Source organism: Streptomyces plumbidurans, assembly GCF_019857225.1.
In the GTDB taxonomy this organism is placed as follows: Bacteria; Actinomycetota; Actinomycetes; order Streptomycetales; family Streptomycetaceae; genus Streptomyces; species Streptomyces plumbidurans.
Map to the genome: position 1 here is coordinate 133551 of NZ_JAFJSY010000006.1, position 22237 is coordinate 155787.

The following is a 22237-nucleotide window of genomic DNA, read 5'->3' on the forward strand; positions in this document are numbered from 1 at the left end:
ATCCGCGTGATCCACAACTGATCGAGTCCCGGGTCCGGTTGGGTCCGGGACTCTTTTGTGTCCTGCACTAAGGCATTATGGTTAGACCATCAGTCATTGGCAGTCATTCATTCAGTGATCCATCGGAGGCACCATGGGCAAGAAGGGACGCGTCTTCGTCCGCGGCCTGACCTCGGAGACATACGGGCTCGGGGAGTTCCGCCGAAGGCAGCTGGCCGTCAAGCGCGTGCGCGACGACTCGGTGGTCGTCGACGACGCGAAGGTGGCCCACTCCGGCGACAGCGAGAAGTCCCGGACGTGGTGGCGGGTCGGCCCGGGCGACGAGGAGTTCCTCACCCAGACGATCCAGGTCCACTTCGTCGAACTGCCGCCGCAGTCCAGCAACCACGGACACGGCCACCAGAACGAGGCGGCCTTCTACATCCTCGAGGGCCGCGGCTACGAGATCCACGACGACCAGCGCTACGACTGGACCAAGGACGACCTCGTCTTCGTCCACACCGACTCCGTGCACCGCCACTTCAACCCCTACGACGAGACCGCGACCGCCCTGGTGGTAAAGGCCAAGAGCACCTGGATGTTCATGGGCCTGCTGCAGCAGGGCCGCAGCGGACCGGTCGAGCGTGAGACCGAGTTCGGGCCCCGCGAGGACTGGTCGCGGATCTGGACGCCCGGCGTGCTGGACCGCAAGAAGGTCATCAGCCTCGGCGACACCACCTGGGAGAACACCCCGCTCGGCCGCGTCCGCGTGATGTCCTCGCCCGAGCGCACCGACGCCCGCATCTTCTCCATCGACGCCTTCGAACTCGACATCCCGGCCGGCAGCCGTTCGGGCAAGTACTGGAAGATGGCCGACGAGGTCTTCTACGTCCTCGACGGCGGCGGCTACGCCCTGCAGTGGGAGGTCGAGGCGGAGATCGCGGAGAAGTACTACGCCCGCATCGCCAAGGAGCCCACCCGCCACGAGATCACCAAGGGCGACACGCTGTACGTGCCGCAGAACCACGTCTGCCGGCTCTTCGCCCACGACGGCACGCCCCTGAGGGTGCTGTCGGCACAGAACCGCGTCTTCAAGCACCTCGGCTACGACACGGTGCACTTCCTGGAGGACGCGCCCGAGTACGCGTCGGCGCGAAACGCCTGACGGGGCATACGAGTTCGGCCCCACACCCTTGCGCGAGGGTGTGGGGCCGAAGCGCTGTCGGGCCGGGTCGGGCTCGCCGGGCCGGGTCAGCCTTGCTGCGCCGACGCCTCCTCTGCGGCCGCGACCAGGTCGTCGAGAGCCAGCAGCGCCGGATCACGCGCCGTCTCCAGTCGCAGCGCGAGCGCCCCATGGACCGTCTTGCGGATACGGCGCCCGTCCAGACCGTGCAGCAGCTTGCCGACCTTCCGGTGCACCGCCGAGTCCTCGGCCAGTGCGGCCAGTTCGGGCCACTGAGCCGCCAGACCGCGCAGCGAGTCGGCCACGATCAGCGGGACCACCGACTCGTCGGGCAACTCGGTGCGTACGACGAGGTCGGCCCGGGACAGGAACGCCTCGTCGACGGCCTCGGCGAAGTTGGTCGTCACGACGAGCAGTGTGCCGGGGCGCTGGGCGCGCAGTGCGTCGAGTCCGCTGAGCACGGCGTCCGTCGCCCGGTGCACGTCCACCGGATTGGTGTCGAAGGAGGCCGAGTGCCGCCGCACGGCGAGCGCCTCGACCTCGTCCACGAGCACGATCGTGTGCGGACGGCGCGCGGCCAGCTCGGGCAGGGTCTCCCTGAACAGCCGGGAGACCGACCGCTGGCTCTCGCCGAGCATCTCGCTGGGAAAGGCGTGCGGATCGACCTCGACGAGCGTGGTCGCGCCGTGCGGGGCCAGCGTGCGCGCCGCGGCCTGCGCGAGGCCCTGGGCCAACGTGGTCTTGCCGGTGCCCGGCGGCCCCGCCAGCACCACCAGGCCGTGCGGTGCCACGGCCGAGCCGGCGAGCCGCCGCCCGTGCCGGAGCACGAGGACGGCGGTCGCCAACAGCCGTTCCTTCAGCCGGTCCTCGACGATCACGGAGTCCCACGGCCCGTCATGGTGGTCGGCGGGCAGCGCATGGATCCCCGCGACGCCGTGCGGCAGTGTCTCGCTCACCGCGTGCCGCCCCCGTTCACGGCCACGTGGGGCGCGTCAGCGCCGGCCACTGGATCGTCGACGGATCGCCGGCCTGCGCGTCGCGGATGTGGTCCGGCGGCTCCTCGAACAGCACCAGCGGATCGCACAACGCCCGCATGGTCTCCAGCAGGCTGTCGAACATATGGATGCGGACCACCTTGGCGGTCTGTTCCGGGTGGGAGTTGATGTGCTGGTGCCACAGGAAGTGGTCGACGACGATGATGTCGCCCTTCTTCCACGGGTGCTTCTCGCCGCCCTCCGGCTCGGTGCCCAGATAGCTCTCGCCCGAGCCCTCGACCACGTACAGCCAGGCCTCGCCCGGGTGCCGGTGCATCGACTGGGCGCGGCCCGGGCCGATCTCGAACATCGCCATGGTGATGCCGGAGGCCTGGTAGCCGATGGCGCGGTCGAGCAGGAAGGTCGTCCGGGTGCCGCGCGGGGTGTTGCGCAGTTCCAGCTCGTCCCAGCTGGTGTGCAGCCGGCCCGAGCGGCGGGCCTCCTGGTCGCGGGCGAGCCTGCGCAGCCGGTTGGCGTACGGGTCTGCGCCGTCGCGGCCGGGGGAGAAGGCGGGACGCGGCGGCAGCTCGGAGACCGGGGTGTGCCCGGCGTCCTCGATCACGGCCATGCCCATCGTCTCCAGCAGCGGCGCGCACGAGAAGGTGAGGTAACGCGTCGTCGTGTCACCGTCGTTGCCGCTGCGGTGCCAGGCCCAGGCCGGAAGGTGCAGCGAGTCGCCGGGGCCCCAGTCGACGCGCCTGCCGTCGATCTCGGTCCAGCCCCAGCCGGCCACGACGAACACCATGGCGTCCCACGAGTGCCGGTGCAGCGTGGTCGTCGTCCCCGGGTCGATCTCGTGAGCGAGCGCGTCCATGGTGCGGGTCGGCCGGTCGCCGTCGGCACCGACGTAGACGCCCACCCGGCTGCCCCGTTCCGTGGGGTGCATCTCGACGTCTTCCAGCGCGACGATCGTGCGGTGGGTCTTGCGCCACTCCTCGATGAAGGCGGCGCGTCGTCGTTTCTGGACGTGGTAGTGGGTGACTTCGGTCGTGGTGTGCGTACTCAAGGTGTCTCCCAACAGGCCGAATAAAGCGGGGAGTTCGAGGTGCGGTTTCAGGAGGTGGCGGGCTCAGGGCGGGGCACGCTGTACTCGCGGACGGTGCGGCTGCGCACCGCGCTGACCGCGGAGACAGCCGTCGGCACCAGGCCGCCGACGGTCAGCGCCGCGATGGGGCCGACGGCGCCCGCGAACAGACCCATCACCGAGTCGCCGATCGCGGGACCACCGCGCGAGCACATCTGGTAGATGGCCGAGACCCGGCCGCGCAGTTCGTCGGGGGTCTCCACCTGTACGGCGGCATGGCGGACGGTGGTCGCGACCGCGTCCGCCGCGCCCAGGAGGAGGGCCATGACGATGGCGACGGCGAACACCCGCGCCTGCGCCAGGCCCACAACTACCACGCCGTACGCGGCCGTTCCCCACAGCACGATCCGTCCGGCACGCGCCGTGCGCACCAGCCGGAAGACCCACATCGAGCCGATCAGGGCGCCCGCCGAAGGCGCCGCGGACAGCAGGCCGTAGCCGGTGGCTCCCACATGCAGGACGTCCGCGGCGAACGCGGGCAGCAGCACCCGGTAGGCGCCGAACACCGTGGCCGTCATGTCCAGGCCCATCAACTGCCAGACCACGGGCCGGTGCGCGACATACCGCACGCCCTCCCGCAGGCTCTCCAGCAGCGAGCGCCTTCCGGTGTCGGCGACCAGCGGCGGCACGCGCAGCACGGCCAGGACGACGACGAGGGCGGCGTAGGTGACGGCGTCGAAGACGTAGACCGCGCCCGGCCCGCCGACCGCGATCAGTACGCCCGCGAACGCCGGCCCGACGAGGACGGCCAGTTCGCGCGACGGGTTGAGCAGTGCGAACGCCTCGACGAGCCGTTCGCGGGGCACCATCGCCGGGATCAGGGCCTGCCGGGCGGGCTGGTCGAAGGTGGCCGCCGCCGTCGCGAGGAGCGAGGAGACGACGACCGTCCAGACGGTGGCGGCGCCGGCCAGGGTGATCGCGGCCAGGCCCGCGGACACCAGCAGCGCGATGCCCTGCGTGGCCTGCAGCAGCCGGCGCCGGTCCAGCCGGTCGGCGTAGATCCCGCCGACCGGTGACAGGACCAGCAGCGCGACGGCCTGGGCGAGGCCCACCAGCCCCACCTGGGCGGTGGAGCCGGTGAGTTGGTACACCTGGTAGAGATTGGCGGCGACGGCGCCCCGGGTGCCGATCTGGGAGAGGACGACGCCGCTCCAGTAGAGCGTGAAGTCGCGGTTGCGCAGTACCTGGGGTATCGGCATCGCTCAGTCGACCGGGACCAGGGTCACCTTGTCCGGGGCCACGGTGAAGTGGACCTCGGTCCCCGGCGGGATCGACAGGTTGGGGTTGGAGCGGTTGCGGATCTCCAGGTCGCCCACGCCCACGATGTGGTCGACGACGTCGCCCATGAAGGCACGGTTGCGGATCGTGCCGGACCACTCGTTGGGCACGTCGCCGCGCGGCTCGCGGGACAGGTCGACGCACTCGGGCCGGATCGAGATCAGCACCGTGTCACCGATGGCCGGCGTCCGCTCCACCCCGCGCGCGACCATCCGGCCGTGCGCGGTGTCGGCCTGCACCTCGTCGCCCTTGACCGAAACGACCTTGGCCTCCATGAAGTTGGAGGTGCCGATGAACTCGGCGACGAAGCGGGTGGCCGGCTTGGTGTAGATCTCGCGGGGCTTGCCGATCTGCTCGATACGGCCCTGGTTCATCACCGCGATCCGGTTGGACATCACCAGCGCCTCGGACTGGTCGTGCGTCACATAGATCGCGGTGAGGTTCAACTCCCGCTGCAATCGCTTGAGTTCGAAGCGCATGGTCTCGCGGAGCTTGGCGTCCAGGTTGGACAGCGGCTCGTCGAGCAGCATCAGTTCGGGCCGGGTCACCAGGGCGCGGGCCAGGGCGAGGCGCTGCTGCTGGCCGCCGGAGAGCTTGGTGGCGGGCCGGGACGCGTAGGCACCGAGCTCGATCACGTCGAGGACCTGTCCGACGCGGTCCTCTATCTCCTTTCGGTCGGGGCGTTTGCCGCGGGGCAGTACGTCCAGCGGGAACGAGACGTTCTTGAAGACCGACATGTGCGGCCAGATCGCGTACGACTGGAAGACCATGCCGAGTCCGCGCCGGTTGGCACGCATGTTGATGCCCTGTTTGTGGTCGTAGAGGACCTTGCCGCCGAGCGTCACCCGCCCCTCCGTCGGGCGTTCGAGGCCCGCGACCGAGCGCAGGGTCGTGGTCTTGCCGCAGCCGGAGGGGCCGAGCAGCGTGAACAGTTCGCCGTCGTGGACCTCGAAGTCGACCCCGCCCACGGCGTACACCCGTGTGCCCGCCCCGGAACCGCGTTTCGCCTTGCGTCCCGACGTGTCGTCGTAGCTCTTCTTGAGGGATTCGACCGTCAACATCGCTGATGGTTCCTTCGGTTAGTTCGCGGAGTCGTTCTGCAGCCCGAAGCGGGCGCCCAGCCGGTAGGCGACGGAGACCAGCACGACGAGCAGGACGACCATCAGGACGCCCAGGGCGGCCAGGGTGGTGAACTGGCCGTTCTCGAACTGCTCCCAGATCAGCACCGACAGCACCTCCTTGCCGGGGCTGTACAGCAGGATCGTGCTGGACAGCTCGCGGAAGGACACGACGAGGATGTAGACCCAGCCGGCCAGGATGCCGCCGCTCATCAGCGGCAGCACCACGCGCCGGAAGGTCTGGAACCAGGAGGCGCCCGACACCGCGGCCGACTCCTCCAGCTCCGGGGACATCTGCGCCATGGCCGACGACGCGTAGCGCATGCCGTAGGGCAGATAGCGCGTGCAGTACGACACCAGCAGGATCAGCAGCGTGCCGTAGATCGGCAGCGGCATCCGCAGGTAGACGAACGACAGCGCGAGGCCCAGGACGAGCCCGGGGATGACGATGGGGGTGAACGCCAGCAGGTCCAGGGCCCGCCGGCCGGGTGCCTTGGTGCGCAGGACGACCCAGGACACGATCGACGTCAGGAGCATCACCGCGGTCGCCGCGCCGAGTCCGACGATCAGCGAGTTCTTCAGCGCGGTGAAGGCGAGCGGCATGTTGAGTACCTGGCGGTAGTTGGCCAGCGTCATCTGGCTGAGCGTCTTGTGCGTCGGGGCCGCGTAGTACTTCAGCAGCGAGGCGTAGACGAGGACCGCGACCGGCAGGACGACGGTGAGCAGGAAGTAGAGGATCACTCCCGCGCCCACGAACGGCCGGGCGCGGCCCAGTTCGACCGGGCGGGGCCGGAAGGCCTTGCCGGTGACCGTCTGGAAGTTGCGCGAGGAGCGCTGCAGCCAAGCCGAGAGCAGCACGCCCGCGGCGGCGATGACGAGCAGGCCGATGGCGTACGCCCCGGCGGCTCCGTAGTCGACGGGGTAGGCCCGCAGCACGAAGTAGATCCGGCTGGTGAAGACGTAGATGCCGTTCTGCAGGCCGAGCAGGCCGGGCACCTCGAAGCTCTCCAGGGACTGCACGAACATCAGCAGTGCCGCCGAGATCATCGCGGGCCGCAGCAGCGGCACCGTGACGCGGCGCAGCACGGTGATCCTGCTCGCCCCCGACATGGCGGCGGACTCCTCCAGCGAGGGGTCCATCGCCCGGAAGGCGGCGACCATGAGCAGGAACGCGACCGGCGCGAGATGCAGCCCCTGCACCCAGATCATGCCCCACACGCTGTAGATGTTGATCGGCGTGGAGCCGAACAGGGGCTTGAAGACAAGGGCGTTGAGCAGTCCGCTCGACGGGTCGCCGAGGAAGATCCACGAGGTGGCGTACAGAATGCCGGGCACGATCAGCGGCACCAGCGACGCGGCGAAGAACAGCGCCTTGAACGGGGTGTCCGTGCGCACCTGGATGTAGGCGAGCGAGGTGCCGAGGACCAGGGCCAGCGCGGCGGCGCCGACCGCGAACCACAGCGAGTTGAGCATCATCTCGCCGGACTGCGAGTTGCCGCCGTAGGCCCGTGAGAAGGCGCCGAAGGAGACGCCGTTGCCGTCGGCGCTCAGGAACGTGTCGTGGATCAGATAGCCCAGCGGCACGACCGCGAGATAGCCGACGATGATCACGGCGCCGCCGACCAGCAGCCCCTGCAGGGACAGCGGGCGGCGCAGCAGGCGAACGAGCCTGCCGGGACGGGTGACTTCGGGTGGCTGCGGGGCCGGCGCGGGTCCGGCGCCGTCGTCACGTGTGGTGGTGGTCGCGAGGGTCATCGGCCGTCACTTCCCCACGGACGCGACACCGCGCAGCAGCGCGTCGTACTTCTTGTCCCAGCTGCCGTCGTCCTTGCTCAGTCCCTTGACGTCGAAGGGCACCAGGGTGATGCCGGTCAGGCTCTTGTCGCCCGGGACCTTCGTCGACGGGGTCAGGCCGAGTTTGACCAGTTCCTTCTGGCCGTCGGTGAGCAGCCAGTCGTAGAACAGCCAGGCGGCGGCCGGGTGTTGGGCGTTCTTGATCATGCCGACACCGTTGGGCCGGCCGAAGGCGGGGATGGACGACTTGCCGCTCTTGGGCAGATGGGTCACGGGGGCGCCCTTCTCGGCGGCGCGGTCCGTGATGTACGTGTAGTTCATCGCCTCCATGGGCGTCTGGCCCGCGGTGAGGAACTGCATCATCGTCGTGTGGCCCTTGGCCACCTTGGCGTTGGCGGCGATCTGCTTCCACAGCTGGTCGACCTCGGCCTGCGACTTGCCGTGGTCCAGCCAGTACTTGGTGACGTTCTCGAACCAGTCGCTGTCGCTGACCTCGAGGGTCACCTTGCCCTTGTACTTGGGCAGCGCCAGGTCCTCCCAACTGTGCGGCTCCTGGCCGGGCTTGATCAGGTCGGTGTTCCAGGCGGGCTGGAAGACGTTGAACCGGCTGGCCGTCCAGTACCTGAACTTGCCCGTCGGCTCGACCTTGCCGAGGGCCGAGCCGTTGAAGGCGGCCAGGATCTTGTTGTCGGAGAGGGCGGTCATCTCCAGGAAGTTGGTCTCCACCGCATCGGCGCCGGCCTTGCCGGCCTGGGCCTCCTGCATGGCCCGCTGGAGCACGGTCTCGGAGTTGCCGCGGAAGACGTTGACATGGATGCCGTACTTCTTCTCGAAGGCGTCGGCGACCGGAGTCGCGATGTCCGCGGTCATCGACGTGTACAGGGAGAGCGTGCTGCCCTCCTTCTTGGCCAGCTCCTTTGCCTTGGCGCGCTGTTGGTCCTTGGGGAGGCCGGCGATCTGCGTGTACACGCCGCTGGCCTTGGCGTTGGACGCGGTGGTGACGGCACCGCCGCATCCGGTGGTGACGGCCGCGACCAGCAGCACGGCCACGGCGAGGGTGGTGTTACGGGTGCTCATGCGGTGCTCTCCTGGAAGAGATGCGATACGGGGATGTGCGGTCAGCCCGCCGCCGGGACGCCGCGCAGCAGCGCGTCGTAGGCGGTGTTCCATTTCTTGGTGTCGGTCTCGGCTGTCTTCGACAGGCTGTACGTCCTGGTGCCGGGCGGGATCGGGTCCGTGTAGCCGGGCACCGACTTGGCCGCGGGGATGCGCAGCGACTCGGCGATCACCTTCTGGCCGGGGCCGAGGACCCAGTCGGTCCACAGCAGGGCGGCGGCCGGGTGCCGGGCGCGGGCCATCAGGGCGACGCCGTTGGGGCGCAGGATCACCGGCGCGACGGCCGGCCGCCAGGCGACGGGCGCGCCCTTCTTCGCGGCCTTGTCGACGGTGTGGCTGTAGACCGAGAGGGCCACCGCGAACTGCCCGGCGCTGAGCAGTTCGCCCTGCACCGTGTGGCCCTTGACCACCTTCACGTTGGCGGCGATCTTCTTGAACAGGGCGTCCGCCCGGGCGTCGGACATCCCCTTCTCCTCGGTCAGATACGTGTGCATGGACGCGTACCAGTCCCAGTCGCCGACCTCGACGGAGAGCTTGCCCTTCCACTTGGGGTCGGCGAAGTCCGCGAAGTCGGTGGGCTCCTCGCCCTTCTTGACCTTGTCGGTGTTCCAGCCGACGACGAAGGCGTTGAAGCGCTCGGCCGTCCAGCCGCCGAGGTTCTTCGCGGCGTCCTTCAGGCCCGCCTCGGCGGGTCCCTCGTAGGCGTGCAGCAGATGCTGGGAGTCCAGGGCGCGCAGTTCGAGGTCGTTGGTGTCCATGACGTCGTTCTGCGGCTTGTTCGCGTCGTTCTCCTGGATCGCCCGCTGCAGCACGGTCTCGGAGTTGGCCCGGAAGGCGTGCACCTTGATGCCCGGGTACGTCTTCTGGAACGCGTCGACCAGGTCCTGGATGTCGGTGTTGGAGGTGTAGAGGTCGAGCGCGCCGCCCTCGCTCCTGGCGTCGGCGAGCAGCTTGCCGGTGCGCCTGCTGCCGGTGAGCGACTCGTAGGGGGCGTAGGGGTTCTTCGAGGGAGCGGAACCGGCCGCGCCGGCCGTGGGAGAGGCGCCGCAGCCGGTGAGGAGGAGACCCGCGGCCAGCAGACCGGCGGGTAGAGCACCTTGACGCATCGCACACTCCTTGGACGAGGCGAACGGCTCGTGGTGCGGACGGAAGAGCACAGAGTGTGGGGGACACGGCCGCGCCGACGGTGGGACGGGGAAGTCGTCGGGCGGCCGGGGAACGCTTTGCGGATCACGTCCGACCGTGTGTCGGGTCCCTGCATAAAACAGCAGGAGAGGTCTTATGGTCTAACCACCGGACCAGAGCTTTGCTCTATTGTTACGAGCCGGAGTCCGGCGGGTTGACAGGGCCGGACCGGGTGCCCCGGGACAGGCACCCGGCGGCTCAGCGGGGGTCCTGGCCGAAGACGAGCGACTTGATGGTGACCGGGACCGTGCGGGACGGCAGACGCAGCCGTCCGATGTCGACGTAGTCGAAGTCGCGCAGGCTCAACCCGTCGATGACGAGCACGTCGCCGGTGACGTCCAGCTCCTCGCGCAGCAGCCTGCCCAGCGTCATGGCGACGTCCCAGTCGAGCACGACGTACAACGGGCGTCCCGCGGCCGTGCGCTCGGCGACGGCGTCCCTGATGCCCCGGGCGAAGGGCAGCAGCCGCTCATGGCTGGGCGGTCCGCTCCACGACAGCGCGAGGGCGATGTCCGCGCCGGTCTGTGTCACGTCGAGGGCGACCAGATGGCGGCGGATCGCCGCTTCGACCGTGCCGGCGTCCACCACCTCCCCGAGCTCGTACACGGGCCGCAGGACCTGCAGATTGCGGCGCGGCAGCAGCGTGTCCGGGTCCGAGACGCAGCCCGTGTTCCCGCTGAGCTGCACGCTGTACTCCGAGGCCCCGAGCGCCGTGGCCCGGATGCACTCGCCCGCGGGCAGCAGGGGATACGGCAGTGCGCCCGAGTCCACGTGCCGGCGCAGCGCATGGCCGAGACGGCGGCCGAGGTCGCCGAAGTCCGCCTCCTCGCGCCCGTAGACGTACTCCCCGACCCCGCCCGAGAACATCACCCCGTCGACCGGACCGAGTTCGGGCAGCGGACCGGTGAGGTAGAGCGCGCGGACCTCCGGGGAGGGCGGGGCGCCGGTGACGGCCTCGACGAGCGCCCGCGCCATCGACTCCGCCACCCGCGTCAGCTCTTCGCCGGTGACGGTGTCGCCGGTCTTCCAGATGAGCCCGGCGCGCGCGGCGTGCTCGCTCCCGGCCGGGTCGAGCCGTACGATCCGGCCCGTCCCGTCGACCACCTGGAGCCGGCCGCCGACATGGACCGCCGCGGTGGCGACGACCTGTCCGCGGTCGAGGACGGCGAGCTTGGTGGTCCCGCCGCCGATGTCGACGTTGAGGATGCGCCGCCCGCTCTCGTACGACGCCTTGGCGGCCCCCGAGCCGTAGGCGGCGAGCATCGCCTCCATGTGATGGCCGGCGCTCGCGTTGACCAGCTCGCCGCCGCGTTCGGCGAGGATCCCCGCGATGGCCTCCGCGTTGCGGCGGCGCAGCGCCTCGCCGGTGAGGATCACCACCCCGGTGTCCACGTCGGCCGGTTCGACGGCCGCCTCGCGGTAGGCCGAGTCGATGATCGAGCCGAGCACGGGAGCGTCGATGTACTCGTCGTCGGCGTACGGCGTCAGCTCCACCGGCGACCGGTGCAGGGTCTCCCGCCGTACCACCAGGTAACGGCTCGTCAGATCCTCGCTGATGCGCCGCAGATGCAGCCGCGAGAAGACGACCTGGGTGCCCGAGGAGCCGATGTCCATGCCGACGCTGTGCAGCGTGACGTTGTCCTGCTGCCAGATCGGGTTGTCCTCCAGCGCCCCGTAGCCCTCGTCGTCGTGCAGATGGTCGTGGTCGGGGAGGTACGCCGAGTGAACCGTGCGCACCCCGTCGTCGTGGTCGTGTCCTTCGGTGTGCGGCACGATCGCGCTCCTTCATGGACGTCGCTCGGGTCAGACGGTGGCGGGCTGCTCCGGCAGCGGCGGGAGCGTGGCCAGCTCCGCCTCGTACACGGCGTCCATCCGCGGCTCCATGCCGTGCTTGGCGAGCGCCTCGCGGAACGTCTCGCGCACGTACGGCGACTCGTCGGCGTAGTCGATCTGGTCGCCGCCGATGCGCTTGCTGATCCATGCCTTGGGCACGCCCTGGGCGTTGCGGACGGAGACCACCTCGTGCTTGAAGGCGAGGTAACGGCTCGGCTCGCTGCCGGTGTTGAAGTGCTGGTGGAACCACATGTTGGGCGGCACGATCAGCGCGCCCGGGCCCCACTCGTAACGACGCGGCTCCTCGCCCTCCGGCCACATCAGGCTGTAGCCCTCGCCGGACAGGATGATGACGTGGGCGCCCGGGCCGTGCCGGTGTCCCTTCTTGTAAGTGGCCGTCGGGAACTGCGAGATGTGGCTGTTCATCGAGCCCTTGGCCATCGCGAACCGGATGTGCCCGCCGCCCGCGCCGCGCTCCTTCGCCTCGACCAGCGGCAGGTTGACCGCGTCGGCCACGAAGTTCGTGTCGAGCAGCAGACCCTTCTGCTCGCCCTTGGGGGAGAAATAGTCGGGCTCGCCGTCGAAGCGGTCCGGAAAGTCCCGCGGGGTGCCGAAGACGAAGTCGGGATCGCCGTAGAGGTTGATGACGGGCGGCATGTTCGTCGAGGAGACGAAGCGGGCGGCCTTGCGCCCTGAGCCGTTGAAGTGCTGGTGGTGGGCGTTGAGGGGGATGGCGAAGATCGATCCGGTCTGCCATTCGAAGCTGACCTCGGCGCCGGAGTCGTTCCAGACCTTGGTCGAGCCCTGCCCCTCCAGGACGAAAATCATCTCCTCGAACAGCTGCCGCTGCGGGGCGAGTTTGCCGCCCGCCGGGATCTCGCAGACGTAGCAGTCGTTGGAGGTGCGGGTGGCCTCGTGGTTGATGAACACGCCCCGGCCGCCGCGTCGTTCCCATGGCTTCAGCTCGACGGTGCGCAGGTCGGGAATGTAGTGCGCGGCGATGATGTCCAGGCCCTCGTCGGCCACCCAGCGCGTGTAGGGGGAGTCCTTCTCGGTGGCGAACTTCGCCGCCAGGGTGTCGTTGACGATCGCGTCCTTGGCCATGCGGGCCCTTCCCGGTCGGCTCGTTCAGCACGGCATGTGCTGACATTCACAGGGGGTGGATTGGTAGAACCATAAGGCCACCCCTGGGAGGCGTCAACGAGTCGTACCGAGTCGTCTGCGGCCTTGACCGGCCACCTCGGCCGCCCTTTCGGCGGCGGCGCGCGGCTCCAGATAGCGTCCGCCGCGCACCAGTGGCACCAGGTCTTCGTCCAGGTCGTAGCGCAGGGGCATGCCCGTCGGGATGTTCAGCCCCAGCAGCTCTTCGCGACTCAGCCGGTCGAGATGGGCGACCAGTGCCCGCAGCGAGTTGCTGTGCGCGACGACCAGCACGGTCCGGCCCGCGCGCAGATCGGGTACGACGGCGTCGTGCCAGTACGGCAGCAGCCGCGCGGTGACGTCCGCGAGCGACTCGGTGCGCGGCAGCAGTTCGCGCGGCAGGTCCGCGTAGCGCGGATCGTGCACCACGTCCGCGGTGCCGCCCTCCGGCGCAGGCGGCGGCGCCGCGTCGTAGGAACGGCGCCACCGACGGAAGCGCTCCTCGCCGAACTCCCGCAGGACCTCGCCCTTCTCGCGGCCCTGCAGGGCGCCGTAGTGCCGCTCGTTGAGCCGCCAGTGCCGGGCGACGGGGGCATGGGGGAGGCCGGCGGCCGTCATCGCCAGGGTGGCGGTGCGCGCCGCGCGGGTCAGCACGGAGGTGTGCACGGACTGCGGCAGCAGGCCCGCCGAGCGCAGCAACGTCCCGCTGTGGCGGGCCTGTTCCTCGCCCCGTGGGGTCAGGTCCACATCGATCCAGCCGGTGAACAGGTTCTTCGAGTTCCAGGCACTCTCGCCGTGGCGCAGAAGGATCAGCGTTCGCATGCCGCCGATTGTGACCCCGCGTCCCGTCTCTTGTTTCCCGTTCTCCGCATCTGGTCTAATGGACAGACCACCGGACCGGGAATGTGGCCCTGTCGGCCTGCCCGTCCGCAGTGGAATCCGCCGATCGCGAGAGGAACAGGGACCTTGCCCAAGGTGATCTTCGTCGGCAGTGACGGTCCCGAGTACACCGTCGATGCGACGGTCGGGGACTCGGTCATGACGGCCGCGGTGAGGAACGGCGTTCCGGGGATCGTCGCCGAATGCGGCGGCAACCAGTCCTGCGCCACCTGCCATGTCTGGGTGCGCGAGGAGTTCGCGCCACTGGTCGGCCCGCCGGGCGAGATGGAGGACGACCTCCTCGACCTCGCGGTGGCCGAACGGCGCGACACCAGCCGGCTGTCGTGCCAGATCCGCGTCACCCCACAGCTGGGCGGACTGACCGTGGAGATCCCGCCGGAACAGCCCTGACCGCGGCGCCCCGCCCGGCACCGATGTCCACGACCCGGCCACGGGTCAGTACCTGAAAGGGAAACGGCTGTGCTCAGGAAAGACATCAACGAACTGCTCACCCGGACCGGTCCGGGAACGCCGATGGGCGAACTGTTCCGCCAGTACTGGATCCCCGCCCTGCTGGCCGAGGAACTCCCCGACAACGACTGCCCGCCCGTACGCGTCAAGCTCCTGTCGGAGCGCATGGTCGCCTTCCGCGACAGCGAGGGACGCTACGGCCTCGTCGACGAGTTCTGCGCCCACCGCGGCGCCTCCCTCTGGTTCGGCCGCAACGAGGGCTCGGGCCTGCGCTGCCCGTACCACGGCTGGAAGTACGACGTCACCGGCCAGTGCATCGAGGTGCCCTCCGAGGCCGACAACAGCAGCTTCTGCCAGAACGTCCAGCTCACCTCCTACCCGTTGGTGCGGATCGGCGACGTGCTGTGGACCTACATGGGCGACCGGGCCACCCAGCCCCCGTTGCCCGAGTTCGAGTGGGTGCACGTCCCGCCGGAGCAGACCTACACCTCCAAGCGCTGGCAGCAGTGCAACTGGCTGCAGGCCTTCGAGGGCGGCATCGACTCCAGCCATGTCACCTTCCTGCACTCCGGCGGCCTGAAGACCGACCCGCTGTTCCGGGGCGCAAAGGGCAACGAGTACAACATGAAGGACACCAAGCCCTTCTTCGAGGTCGCCGACAGCGAGGGCGGACTCTTCGTCGGCGCCCGGCGCAACGCCGAGGACGGCACGTACTACTGGCGGATCACGCCCTATGTGATGCCGGCGTTCACCATGGTCCCGCCGCGCGGCGACCACCCCGTGCACGGCCACTTCTGGGTGCCGATCGACGACGAGAACTGCTGGACGTTCTCCTTCGACTACCACCCCGTACGCCCGCTCACCGACACCGAGCGGCAGGCGATGATCGACGGCCACGGCGTGCACAGCAGGAACATCCCCGGCACCTACCGGCCGATGGCCAACATGGACAACGACTATCTGATCGACCGGGAGGCGCAGAAGCGCGGCGAGACCTACTCCGGTGTGGCCGGCATCGCCATGCAGGACGCCTCGCTGCAGGAGAGCATGGGCCCGATCGTCGACCGCTCCAAGGAGCGCCTGGTGCCCGCCGACAGCGGGATCATCAAGGCCCGCCAGAAGCTGCGCAAGGCCGCCATCGCCCTGCGCGACGAGGGCGTGACCCCGCCCGGCGTCAACCCCGAGCACCACAAGGTGCGTTCGGCGGCGGTGGTGCTGCCGCAGGCCGAGTCCTTCCTGGACTCCTGCCGCGACGCGGTCAAGGTGACGCCCGGCGTCCCGCAGGCCTCGGTGTGACATGACGACGCCCACCCTGCAGTTGAGCGAGAGCGCCCGCGCGGCCTCGGCGAGTGAGTCCCGGTACCGGATCGACGCACCGATCCGGCCCGCCCGCTCCGCACGTGTCGTCGCCCTGGACGAGAAGGCGGCCGCCGTCGCCCGCCGCCTCGCCGCACACCCTTGGGCCCACGCCCGCTTCTACACCGGCGACGGCGACGCACGATTGCGAGAACTCGACGGAGCCGCCGCCTTGTTGGACGAGGTGCTCACCGGCACCGACGTGGTCGTCGTCCTCGCCACCGAGGACGGCGGCCGTGCGGCCGCGGCCGCCATCGGGCGGATCTGCGGGCGGCGGGGCATCACCACCGCCGGCGTGGTCCTGGGCGACGGCTTCGAGGCGGACGACGCGGTCGCCGCACTGCGTCCGTACGCCCGGGTCCTGCTGCTGTCCGCCGACGAGGCCGACGCCTTCGAACTGCTCACCGCACTCAGGGTCTAGGAGGCCCGGCACATGTCCGAGAAGGTCACCCTGCGCGGTCTGCAGCGGATGAAGGGCGAGGGCCGCAAGATCGTCGGCGTCGTCGCCTGGGACTACCAGATCGCGCGCATCGTGGACCGGGCGGGGGTGGAGCTGGTCTCCGTCGGCGACACCGTCGGCGTGAACCTGTGGGGCCACGCCAACCCCTTCGAGGTGACGATGGACGAGATGGTCGTCGTCGCCCGGGCGGTGCGGCGCGGGGTCGAACGGGCCCTGGTCAGCGTCGACTTCCCGTTCGGCCCGCTGCAGGAGGGCACGGACAGCGCCGTCCGCGCGGCGGTGCGGTTCGTCAAGGAGGCCGGGGTCGACCTGGTCAAGCTGGACGCCGCCGCCGACTTCCCCGAGGCCGTGGAGGCGATCACCCGCGCCGGGATCCCGGTCTTCGCGCAGTTCGGCATCACCCCGCAGACCGCCCTGCGCTACGGCGTCGAGTACCACGCGATCCCTTCCTCCGCCGACCAGGTGCCGGAGGAGATGAAGGACGCCATGGTCGCCGAGGCCAAGCGGCTGGAGGAGGCCGGCGCGGTCCTGCTGAACTTCACCAACTCCGGTCCGGTGGTGGGCGCCGCGGTTGCGAAGGCCGTCACGGTCCCCGTGGTCGGCGGCTTCGGCGGCGGACCCTGGCTGGACGGCCGGATGCGCATGGCGCACGCGGCCATCGGCTACGCCGCCTCGAACATCGACGAGCCGGCGACGACCTACGCCAACGTCGCCCGCACCACGCTCGACGCGATCACCACCTACGCGGCGGACGTACGGGCCGCACGCCAGGTCGCCGGCGGTGTCCCCGTCCCGCCGGCGACCTGAACCCCGCCCGGAAAAGGAGCACGCCATGCCCACGGCCGTCATCGACGGGATCTCCACACGCTACGAGGCCACCGGCACGGGACCGCCCCTGCTGATGTTCTCGCCCGGCGGCTTCGACTCCAGCCTGGAGAGCTGGCGGACGGTCGGCGTCTACCGCCGGCTGCGCCTGCTCGACCACCTCACCGAGCAGTTCACCTGCATCACCTTCGACCGCCGCGAGTCCGGCCGCTCCGGCGGTCGACTGCAGCGGATCTCCTGGGCCGACTACGTCCGTCAGGGCGTCGGCCTCCTCGACCATCTCGGCATCGCGCAGGCCCACTTGATGGGCGGCTGCGTCGGCTGCTCCACCGTGGCGTCGGTCGCGGTGGCCCATCCCGAGCGCGTACTGAGCATGGTGCTGTACTCACCGGCCGGAGGCGTCAGATACCGCATGAAGCAGCACGAGCGCTTCCAGCGCCATCTCGCCCACGTCGACGAACACGGCCCGGAGGCGGTCGTGACCCTGGCCCGCGGCACGGACGCGGGCTTCACCAAGGACCCCCGGGTCGGCCCGTGGGCCCAAGTGATCCGCAACGACGCGCAGTTCGCCGACGAATACGCCCGCACCGACCCCGCCCGCTACCGCTCCACGGTGTCCGGCATGGCCCGCCTTCTCTTCGACCGCGACACGGTGCCGGGCCCCGAGCCCGAGGACCTGCTCGGCCTCGACGTACCGGCACTGATCGTCCCCGGCCAGGACACCTCGCACGCGCCGTCGGCCGCGCGGTACTTGCAGGAGTGCCTCGCGGACAACGAGTACTGGGACGTCCCGGTCGCAGAGCAGACCGAAGAGACCGCGCCCGCAAGGGTGTTGCAGTTCCTGGCCCGGAAACCGGCGTGAGAGACGGCGCGGTCACGGCTCGCTGCCGCGGCCGCGCCCATACCGTTCAGCCCTCGCCGTTCAGCCCTGCGAGGCCACCCGCTCCAACTCGGCGATCTGCTCCAACCGCCGCGCATGCACACCCCCGTTGAACGGCGTGCTCAGCCACACCTCCACGATCTCCTCCGCCATCTCCGGCGCGAGGACCTTCGCGGCGAGGACGAGGACGTTGGAGTCGTTGTTGCCGCGGGAGATACGGGTGCTCCACACGTCGTGGCAGAGCCCGGCCCGGATCCCACGGAGCTTGTTGCAGGCGATGGTCTCACCCAGTCCGCTGCCGCCGAGGACGATGCCGCGGTCGGCGGGGCCGTCGGTGACCTGGCGGCAGACGTCCGCGCACAGGGGCGGATAGTCCACCGTCCGGTCGCTGTGACTGCCCCGGTCGTCGACGACGTGCCCGGCGGCCGTGAGCCGGGCGGTGAGCCGGTTCTTGAGGGCGAAGCCGTTGTGGTCGGCGGCGATGGCGATGCGCATCTGTGTCCCTTCGGCGGGTCGGGCGGCAGGCGGGTGAGGCAGTCGGGTGGTGCGGTGGTGAGGCGGTCGGGCGGTCGCGCGGTCGGGCGGTGAGAGGTCAGGTGGTGAGGCGGTCGGGCGGCGAGGCGGTTAGGCGGCAAGGCGGTCGGGTGGTCAGGCAGTGAGGCGGTTGGGCGGACCGGCGGCGAGGCGGTCGGGCGGTCAGGCGGTGAGGCGGTCGCGCAGTCGCGCGGTCGGGCGGTGAGAGGTCAGGTGGCGAGGCGGTCAGGCGACGAGGCGGCCAAGCAGTCAGGCGGTCAGCGTGCGTGTCGTCTCGGCGAACAACTCCTCCAGCGGCAGCGGCCGTTCGAGGATTTGCTGGTCGACCGTGTGCCGTATCAGCCGCTCCAGCACGGCCCGGTTGGGCTCGATCCCGTACGGCAACGGGTCCGCGCCGGTCAGTTCCATGACCCGCCGGTACATACGGTCGGTGGGGGAGTCGCCGTCGCCGGCCCGCAGCCCGTCCACGTACAGCCGTTTGGCGCGGGCGAACGCGTCGAAGACATCGGCCCCCAACCCCGGGCGTTCGGCCAGCAGTTCGTCCCGGATCACCACCAGGTGGTTGATCGGGTACAGCCCGCGCTCGCGCAGCGCCGTGAACCCGGCCTGCTCGGGGTCGGGGATCAGCCGGACCAGTTGGGGCGACTCGGGCCTGGGGCCGATCATCGCGGCCAGGTCGCCCGCGGCCACGGACTCCTCCAGGGAGCGCCCCGCCTCCAGCGGTACGACGTTCGACGGCGGCCGGAACGTGGCCACGTGCTCGTCCCCCGACAGCACCCAGGTCACCTTGCCGAGGTCGACGCCGTACTCCTCGGCGAGAACCGCACGCGCCCAGACGCCGGTGGTGACCGTGTAGCCGCGGCTGACGCCGACCCTTCGGCCCTCCAGGTCCTTGGGCTCGCGCACGCCGGACGACGGGTCGTGGAAGATCGCGCCGTGGTGGAAGCCGCGTACCAGGAAGGTCGGAACGGCCGTGAAGCGCGCGCCGTGCGCCTTGGCCACCAGATAGGTGGTCAGCGCCATCTCGCTGACGTCGAACTCGTTCCCGCGCACCATCCGCCGGAACGCCCCCACCAGGACCGGCACTTCCTCGAACTGGAATGCGAAGCCGTGCGGCGTCACCGCCCCTGTCTTGAGCGCCTCGTTGTTGCCCTGGGTGCGGGTCACTGTCCTGAGCCGAGGTATCACCATGCGCCGAAAGGTAGCATGGTTAGTCCATTCGTCCATAGACTGTCGGCACCCCCCGAACGTGAGGAGACGACGTCATGGCGGAACAGGTGCTGGCGGCCGTGCGGACGGCGCCCGGCCGGACCGAGCTGAGGAAGTTCCCGATGCCGGACATACCCGACGACGGGGCACTGCTGAAGGTGGAGGTCGCCGGGATCTGCGGCACGGACGTGAAGATGTACGGCAAGCCGCCCTTCACCGAACCGGTGATCATGGGTCACGAGAACGTGGGCGTCATCGCGAAGGCCGGGCGCACCTTCACCGAGCGCAAGGGCCTCGCGGAGGGCGACCGCGTCTTCGTCGAGCACTACGTCGGCTGCTTCCGCTGCGAGTGGTGCCACCGGGGCGAGTACCGCCACTGCGAAGCCACCGACTGGCGCACCAACCCCGACGCCCGCCGCTACGGCTACACCTCGTCCGACCACCCCGGCCGGCTGTGGGGCGGCTTCTCGCAGTACCTCTATCTGCCGTGGAACGCGGTGACGCACCGGGTGCCGGACGGCGTCTCGGCCGAACTCGCGGGCCTGGTCACCCCGTTGTCGAACGGCATCGAGTGGGCCCTGGTCACCGCGGGCGTCGGCTACGCCTCCACCGTCCTCATCCAGGGCCCCGGCCAGCAGGGTCTGTCCCAGGTCGTCGCCTGCAAGCAGGCGGGCGCCTCGCTCATCATCGTCACCGGCACCACCAAGGACGCCGCGCGGCTGTCCCTGGCCAGGGAGCTGGGCGCCGACCACGTCATCGACGTGGCGCAGCAGGACGCGCTCACCGCCGTCCTGGAGATCACCGGCGGCCGGGGCGTCGACGTCGTCCTGGACTGCACGGCGGGCGCCGGCACGGCCCCCGTCCTGCTCGGCATCGACGCGCTCAAGCGGCGCGAGGGCGTCATGGTCGCCCAGGGCGAGCTGGCCGCCTTCCCCGACTTCCCCATGAAGAAGCTGACGGAGAAGTCGATCGCCCTCAAGAGCGCCCGCGGCCACAGCTACCGCGCCTGCGAACTCGCCCTGGAACAGCTCGCGTCGGGCCGCTTTCCGCTGGAGAAGCTGAGCACCCACAGCTTCCCCCTCGCCGAGGCCGACCGCGCCATCCGTACCGTCGGCGGCGAGAGCGGCGAGGACGCCGTGCACGTCTCCCTGCTGCCCTGGGCGGCGGCATGAGCGTCGTCGTCCGCGATCCCCGCCGCGCCGACCGCGCGACCGTCGACGCCTTCGCCGAGTTCGGCGTCGCCACCGTCCACGAGGCCCAGTCGCGCACCGGCCTGCTCGACCCCGCGCTGCGGCCCGTCTGGCCGGGCGCGCACATCGCGGGCACCGCCGTGACCGTCAGCGTGCCGCCCGGCGACAACTGGATGCTCCATGTCGCGGTCGAGCAGTGCCGCGACGGCGACGTCCTCGTCGTCGCCCCCACCTCGCCTTCCGAGGCGGGCTACTTCGGCGACCTGATCGCCACCGCGGTCGCCGCGCGCGGTGTGCGCGGCCTGGTCATCGACGCCGGCTGCCGCGACGTCGCCGACCTCAGGGAGATGGGCTTTCCCGTGTGGTCGCGGCACATCAGCGCCTTCGGCACGGTCAAGGAGACCCTCGGCGATGTGAACACCCCGATCGTCTGCGCCGGACAGCGGATCGCGCCCGGCGATGTGATCGTCGCCGACGACGACGGCGTGGTGGTCGTGCCCCGGCTCGAAGCGACCACCGTCCTCGCGGCCTCCCGCGCCCGCGAGCAGCGGGAAGCCGCCCTGCGCAAGCGCTACGCGAGCGGTGAACTCGGCCTCGACATCAATCACATGCGCGAGCGACTGGCCCGCAAGGGCCTGACCTACGTCGACCAGGAGCCGACCGATGATCATTGACATCCACGGCCACTACACGACGGCCCCACCGCAGCACCAGGCCTTCCGCGACGCCCAGTTGGCCCGGCTGGTCGACCCCTCCCTCCCCGCCCCGCAACCGGCCGTCACCAGCGACGACGCGATCCGGGAGAGCGTCGAGAACAACCAGCTGAAGGTTCTGCGGGAGCGCGGTGCCGACCTCATGCTCTTCTCGCCGAAGGCCTCCGGCATGGAACACCACGTGCCGGACCCGGCCACCGCCCGCGCCTGGGCACGTGCGAGCAACGACCTCGTCCACCGTGTCACCGGCCTGTTCCCCCGGCACTTCGCCGCCGTGTGCCAGCTGCCCCAGACCGCGAACGGCCCGCTCGACGACGCGATCGCCGAACTGCGCCGCTGCGTCGAGCAGTTCGGCTTCGTCGGCTGCAACCTCAACCCGGACCCGTCCGGCGGCCACTGGAACGCACCACCGCTGACGGACCCGTACTGGTACCCGCTCTACGAGACGATGGCCGAGCTGGACGTCCCCGCGATGATCCACGTCTCGACGTCCTGCAACCCGAACTTCCACACCCTGGGCGCCCATTACCTCAACGCGGACACCTCCGCCTTCATGCAGTTCGTCGAGGGCGACCTCTTCGACCGCTTCCCCGCGCTGAGGTTCGTGATCCCGCACGGCGGCGGGGCGGTGCCGTACCACTGGGGCCGCTACCGCGGACTGGCCGTCCGGATGGGCCGCCCCGACCCGGCCGAACACCTCATGGACAACGTCTTCTTCGACACCTGCGTGTACCACCAGCCGGGTATCGATCTGCTGCACCGTGTGGTCGGCAGCGACAACATCCTGTTCGCATCGGAGATGCTGGGTGCGGTGCGCGGGGTCGACCCGGCGACCGGGATCGCCTGGGACGACACCAAGCAGTACGTCGACCGGGCCCCACTCACCGACGAGCAGCGCAAGAAGGTCTTCGAGACCAACGCCCGGCGCGTGTACCCGCGGCTGGACGCACGACTGACGGCGGAAGGCAGGTAGCCC

Annotated in this window: 21 protein-coding genes; 9 read left to right on the forward strand and 12 right to left on the reverse strand. The window is 70.2% G+C overall.

All coding sequences use genetic code 11. The features are described from left to right. Positions 1-133 precede the first annotated feature (133 nt). Complete coding sequence (locus JYK17_RS05150) at positions 134-1144, forward strand: cupin domain-containing protein (RefSeq protein WP_222809862.1); 1011 nt, start codon at positions 134-136, stop codon at positions 1142-1144. An 86-nt stretch (positions 1145-1230) separates the two neighbouring features. Here the strand turns inward: JYK17_RS05150 and JYK17_RS05155 are convergent, their stop codons facing one another. The 10 genes from JYK17_RS05155 to JYK17_RS05200 all read right to left on the reverse strand — a co-directional run bounded on the left by JYK17_RS05155 (position 1231) and on the right by JYK17_RS05200 (position 13566). Beyond that, complete coding sequence (locus JYK17_RS05155; RefSeq protein ID WP_128804017.1) at positions 1231-2118, reverse strand: AAA family ATPase; 888 nt, start codon at positions 2116-2118, stop codon at positions 1231-1233. A 16-nt stretch (positions 2119-2134) separates the two neighbouring features. Continuing rightward, entirely contained in the window at positions 2135-3202 is a 1068-nt protein-coding gene (locus JYK17_RS05160; protein WP_128804018.1) for a cupin domain-containing protein, read from the reverse strand. Positions 3203-3249: 47 nt separating this feature from the next. After that, positions 3250-4479, reverse strand: coding sequence for an MFS transporter (locus tag JYK17_RS05165; RefSeq protein WP_108012767.1), 1230 nt, complete (start codon positions 4477-4479; stop codon positions 3250-3252). A 3-nt stretch (positions 4480-4482) separates the two neighbouring features. Continuing rightward, entirely contained in the window at positions 4483-5619 is a 1137-nt protein-coding gene (locus tag JYK17_RS05170; protein WP_108012768.1) for an ABC transporter ATP-binding protein, read from the reverse strand. Between the two features lie 18 nt (positions 5620-5637). Next, entirely contained in the window at positions 5638-7431 is a 1794-nt protein-coding gene (locus JYK17_RS05175) for an ABC transporter permease (protein WP_108012769.1), read from the reverse strand. Between the two features lie 6 nt (positions 7432-7437). Continuing rightward, positions 7438-8547 (reverse strand): ABC transporter substrate-binding protein, encoded by a 1110-nt coding sequence (locus JYK17_RS05180; RefSeq protein WP_222809863.1) that lies wholly within the window; start codon positions 8545-8547, stop codon positions 7438-7440. Positions 8548-8588: 41 nt separating this feature from the next. Further along, positions 8589-9692 carry an ABC transporter substrate-binding protein gene (locus JYK17_RS05185; RefSeq protein ID WP_222809864.1) on the reverse strand — a complete coding sequence of 368 codons (1104 nt, stop codon included), beginning with the start codon at positions 9690-9692 and terminating at the stop codon, positions 8589-8591. Positions 9693-9969: 277 nt separating this feature from the next. Beyond that, a complete protein-coding gene (locus JYK17_RS05190) occupies positions 9970-11544 on the reverse strand; it encodes an ethanolamine ammonia-lyase reactivating factor EutA (protein WP_222809865.1) in 1575 nt (524 codons plus the stop codon). 30 nt (positions 11545-11574) lie between these two features. Further along, positions 11575-12708: a cupin domain-containing protein gene (locus tag JYK17_RS05195; RefSeq protein ID WP_222809866.1), complete on the reverse strand. Its 1134-nt coding sequence runs from the start codon at positions 12706-12708 to the stop codon at positions 11575-11577. A 93-nt stretch (positions 12709-12801) separates the two neighbouring features. Next, positions 12802-13566: a 2,3-bisphosphoglycerate-dependent phosphoglycerate mutase gene (locus JYK17_RS05200; RefSeq protein WP_222809867.1), complete on the reverse strand. Its 765-nt coding sequence runs from the start codon at positions 13564-13566 to the stop codon at positions 12802-12804. A 153-nt stretch (positions 13567-13719) separates the two neighbouring features. Between JYK17_RS05200 and JYK17_RS05205 the strand changes: the two genes are divergently transcribed. From JYK17_RS05205 to JYK17_RS05225, 5 genes are all read left to right on the forward strand, one after another. Then, entirely contained in the window at positions 13720-14034 is a 315-nt protein-coding gene (locus JYK17_RS05205) for a 2Fe-2S iron-sulfur cluster-binding protein (protein ID WP_308011646.1), read from the forward strand. A gap of 69 nt (positions 14035-14103) precedes the next feature. Next, on the forward strand, positions 14104-15390 hold the full coding sequence (locus JYK17_RS05210; RefSeq protein WP_108012776.1) for an aromatic ring-hydroxylating dioxygenase subunit alpha: 1287 nt from the start codon (positions 14104-14106) through the stop codon (positions 15388-15390). 1 nt (position 15391) lies between these two features. Beyond that, entirely contained in the window at positions 15392-15871 is a 480-nt protein-coding gene (locus JYK17_RS05215; protein WP_108012777.1) for a 3-methyl-2-oxobutanoate hydroxymethyltransferase, read from the forward strand. A 12-nt stretch (positions 15872-15883) separates the two neighbouring features. Next, on the forward strand, positions 15884-16717 hold the full coding sequence (locus JYK17_RS05220; protein WP_128804024.1) for a 3-methyl-2-oxobutanoate hydroxymethyltransferase: 834 nt from the start codon (positions 15884-15886) through the stop codon (positions 16715-16717). 25 nt (positions 16718-16742) lie between these two features. Further along, positions 16743-17597, forward strand: a complete 855-nt coding sequence (locus tag JYK17_RS05225) for an alpha/beta fold hydrolase (RefSeq protein WP_108012779.1) — start codon at positions 16743-16745, stop codon at positions 17595-17597. 60 nt (positions 17598-17657) lie between these two features. Here JYK17_RS05225 and rpiB read toward each other — a convergent pair whose 3' ends face one another. Both rpiB and JYK17_RS05235 read right to left on the reverse strand, forming a co-directional pair. Beyond that, complete coding sequence (gene rpiB, locus JYK17_RS05230) at positions 17658-18110, reverse strand: ribose 5-phosphate isomerase B (protein WP_181362489.1); 453 nt, start codon at positions 18108-18110, stop codon at positions 17658-17660. Positions 18111-18398: 288 nt separating this feature from the next. After that, complete coding sequence (locus tag JYK17_RS05235) at positions 18399-19340, reverse strand: ABC transporter substrate-binding protein (protein ID WP_222809868.1); 942 nt, start codon at positions 19338-19340, stop codon at positions 18399-18401. Between the two features lie 74 nt (positions 19341-19414). Between JYK17_RS05235 and JYK17_RS05240 the strand changes: the two genes are divergently transcribed. The 3 genes from JYK17_RS05240 to JYK17_RS05250 are packed head-to-tail and all read left to right on the forward strand — an operon-like array spanning position 19415 to position 22234. Continuing rightward, positions 19415-20530, forward strand: coding sequence for a zinc-dependent alcohol dehydrogenase (locus JYK17_RS05240; protein WP_222809869.1), 1116 nt, complete (start codon positions 19415-19417; stop codon positions 20528-20530). Next, positions 20527-21222 carry a 4-carboxy-4-hydroxy-2-oxoadipate aldolase/oxaloacetate decarboxylase gene (locus JYK17_RS05245; RefSeq protein ID WP_222809870.1) on the forward strand — a complete coding sequence of 232 codons (696 nt, stop codon included), beginning with the start codon at positions 20527-20529 and terminating at the stop codon, positions 21220-21222. The genes JYK17_RS05240 and JYK17_RS05245 overlap by 4 nt, the downstream gene beginning before the upstream one ends. Next, complete coding sequence (locus tag JYK17_RS05250; protein WP_108012783.1) at positions 21212-22234, forward strand: amidohydrolase family protein; 1023 nt, start codon at positions 21212-21214, stop codon at positions 22232-22234. The genes JYK17_RS05245 and JYK17_RS05250 overlap by 11 nt, the downstream gene beginning before the upstream one ends. The last annotated feature ends 3 nt before the right edge of the window (positions 22235-22237 follow it).